Origin of the sequence: Nocardia sp. NPDC057227, assembly GCF_042669725.1 — a bacterium.
GTDB lineage: Bacteria > Actinomycetota > Actinomycetes > Mycobacteriales > Mycobacteriaceae > Nocardia > Nocardia asteroides_A.
The window spans coordinates 1-2740 of record NZ_JBHUXA010000052.1; the positions used below are offsets into that span (position 1 = coordinate 1).

The window sequence follows — 2740 nt, forward strand, 5'->3', positions numbered from 1 at the left end:
GGCACCGCTTCCAACGGCCGCGGACTGGAAAGATGCTCACTGTCGAGCAGATCCGACACCACGATCTTCACCACCGACGGCGGCATATCCAGATACGCAGCCACCTCGGCGATCGACAGCGAACCCCTGCGGCTGCACAGCGACATGACGCGCTTGGCGTCGGGGGTGGCGCCGGGCGACACGTCCGCCGCCGCGGTCACCAGGGTGACGAGATCCAGTTCGCGGGTGGCGCGCGTGCGGCCGCTGGTGCGGACGTACGCGCGGACCAGGTCGGGATCGCGGCGGGTCATTGCAGGCCGCCGTCGTCTCTCCGCCGCGGGGCGCTCGCCAGCTCGTGCCCGACCCGGGCGGCCAGCTCGTTCATCCGGTGCGCGACGAGCCCCACGTCGAGGTCGGCGGTCGTGGCCACCCCGAGCAGGGCTCCCTCGCCGGCCGCGGTGATCATGATCATGCCCTCGTCGTACTCGGTCATGTTCTGCCGCACCGTGTTACCGCTGGTCCCGCAGAACTCCCCGAGCGCCTTGCCCAGCGACCGCAACCCCGACGCCGCCGCGGCGAACCGCTCGGCATCATCCTTGGAAATCCCCGCACTGTGCGCAATGCGCAACCCGTCATCGGACAACAGCACCGCGAACCGGACCCCGGGCACCTCGAGATCCTCGAGAAGCCACCCCAGTTTGTTGCTGCTGTCGGTCACGTTCGGTGTGCCCATCAGGATGTCGTCCCTTCCGTCTGTTCGGATGCGGCGGCACGGCCGCTCTTGGAACCGGACTGCCACGCCGCCGCGATATCCGGCCGCGCCAACCCGGGATCGGTCCGCGGACCGCTCGCCCCGACGGCGGGCGCGACGGCCCGCCTCCGGCGCTTGGGCAGCCCGCCGCTGGTGATTTCGTGCACCGAGAAGGTGTGCTCCTCGTCGTCGTCGGCGGGTGCGGGCTCGGAATGCAGCGCGACCGGCGCCTCGGCACGGACCGCGCTGACCGGCGACTCCGCATGGACGGCGCTCACCGGCGACTCCGCGCGGACGGCGCTCACCGCGGGCTCCGCGCGGACGGCGCTCACCGGCGGCTCGGCACGGACGGCGGCGGCCGGGGCCTCGGACCGGGCGGGCTGCGCGCCGAACCGGTCGGCGCCACCACTGCCGTTGCCGTTGCGCACGGCCCCGGCGGCGACCGGCTCGGGCGCTGCCTCGAACGGCTCGGGCGCGGCCTGCGGCGGGGTGATCAGCAGCGCCTCGGGGATGTAGACCATGGCCCGCATACCGCCATACGCATTCGGCCCATCGATATACACCGTGAACCCATACCGCCGAGCCAACGCGGCCACACCCGGGAAACCCACCTTCGGCGACGGCCCCAGTTGATGGATATCCACCGACCGCTCCCCCGCCAGAACCTGACGCGCCTCCTCCATCTGCTCGGAATTCATCCGAACACCCGCATCATCCACAATCACGGTCACCCCGTGATGCCCCTCCTGAAACCCCACATCCACATACGACGTCGGCGGCGAATACCGCAACGCATTGTCCAGCAACGTCGCCAGCGTATGCACCAACGGCTCCACCGCCCGCGAGATCACCATCCGATCCAACTGATTCGACCGAACCCGCAGATAATCCCGCACCCGCCCCGTCGCACCACCCACCACATCGGTCAACGACTGCGACGGCCACCGACGACCAGGCAAACCACCACACACGATCACATACGACTGCGCCTGCCTGATCATCTGCTGCACCGAATGATCGATCCGCGTCAACGTCGCATACACCTCGTCATCACGATGCTCACGCAACGCCGCCGACACGACCTGACTCACATCGGCACCCAAACTCACCACCGACGTACCGAACGACCGCACCGCACCACTCGTGGCATCCCGCGCCGAACTCGACAACCGCTCCCGCACCGCCTCCTCGGCGGACTGCACGGCGACCCGCGACTTCTCCTCGCCGTCGCGGGCGGACTGCTCGCGGGTCTCGGACTGCAGCAGCCGCAGTTCGTCGGCGTAGCGCTCGGCGGTCCAGCGCAGGCACTGCGCGAAGCGGGTGTCCTCCAGCGCGGGCGGCACCTCGACGGTGGGCGGCTGGCTCTGCTCGAAGCGGCGCACGGCCTCGGCGACGGTGGGTAGCGTGGTGGCGGCGAGCCGCTCCAGCGCCTCCTCGTGCAGGCGCTGCTCGGCGATCAGCGCATCGATGCGGGCCTGTCTGCGGCGCACCACCAGCACCGCGTAGATCGACACCGCCGCGACCAGGACGACGGCGACGATCCATGGAAGCACCAGGGCGAAATCTGGATTCATCAGTTCTCTCGTGTTGAGGGACTCGAGGATCGAGGGATCGGACGCACACGATGCCGGGCGAGCTACCCGGAGGCGGGCGGCGGGGGCGGCGGCTGGGCAGGGGTGGGGCCGACGCGAGAGGGGCTACCTCGTCTCACGATCACCGCCTTCCGCCACCGAGCCAGCAACGCCTTCGACACACTCAGCGGGCACACCGTGCAATGCCCTTGCCGTCAGGTCTTTTTCACCCATGACAACCAGCCTGGACGGGGCTGTCCGGCCACACGGAACCCGACGATGTGGCACACGATAGCAGTATCACGAAAAAGTCTCGATCGGTCCGTCCCGGAACAATTGCGGCATCTACGGTACGGTTCCCGCGAACCCCTGGGAAACACCGATCGGCCGGACCCCGCGCCGGGTCCGGCCGAAAGTGGGTTGGGGGGGGGGCGGGCCT

The 2740-nt window shown here is 69.4% G+C and carries 3 protein-coding genes; all 3 read right to left on the bottom strand.

The window, feature by feature from the left end; translation table 11 throughout:
- Positions 1-290, bottom strand: a 290-nt coding sequence (locus ACFUJ1_RS34180; protein ID WP_378651448.1) for a DUF742 domain-containing protein, incomplete at its 3' end; no start/stop codon positions are given.
- Positions 287-712, bottom strand: a complete 426-nt coding sequence (locus ACFUJ1_RS34185) for a roadblock/LC7 domain-containing protein (protein ID WP_378651449.1) — start codon at positions 710-712, stop codon at positions 287-289. The genes ACFUJ1_RS34180 and ACFUJ1_RS34185, both read right to left, overlap by 4 nt.
- On the bottom strand, positions 712-2304 hold the full coding sequence (locus ACFUJ1_RS34190) for an ATP-binding protein (protein ID WP_378651450.1): 1593 nt from the start codon (positions 2302-2304) through the stop codon (positions 712-714). The genes ACFUJ1_RS34185 and ACFUJ1_RS34190 overlap by 1 nt, the downstream gene beginning before the upstream one ends.
- Positions 2305-2740: the final 436 nt, after the last annotated feature.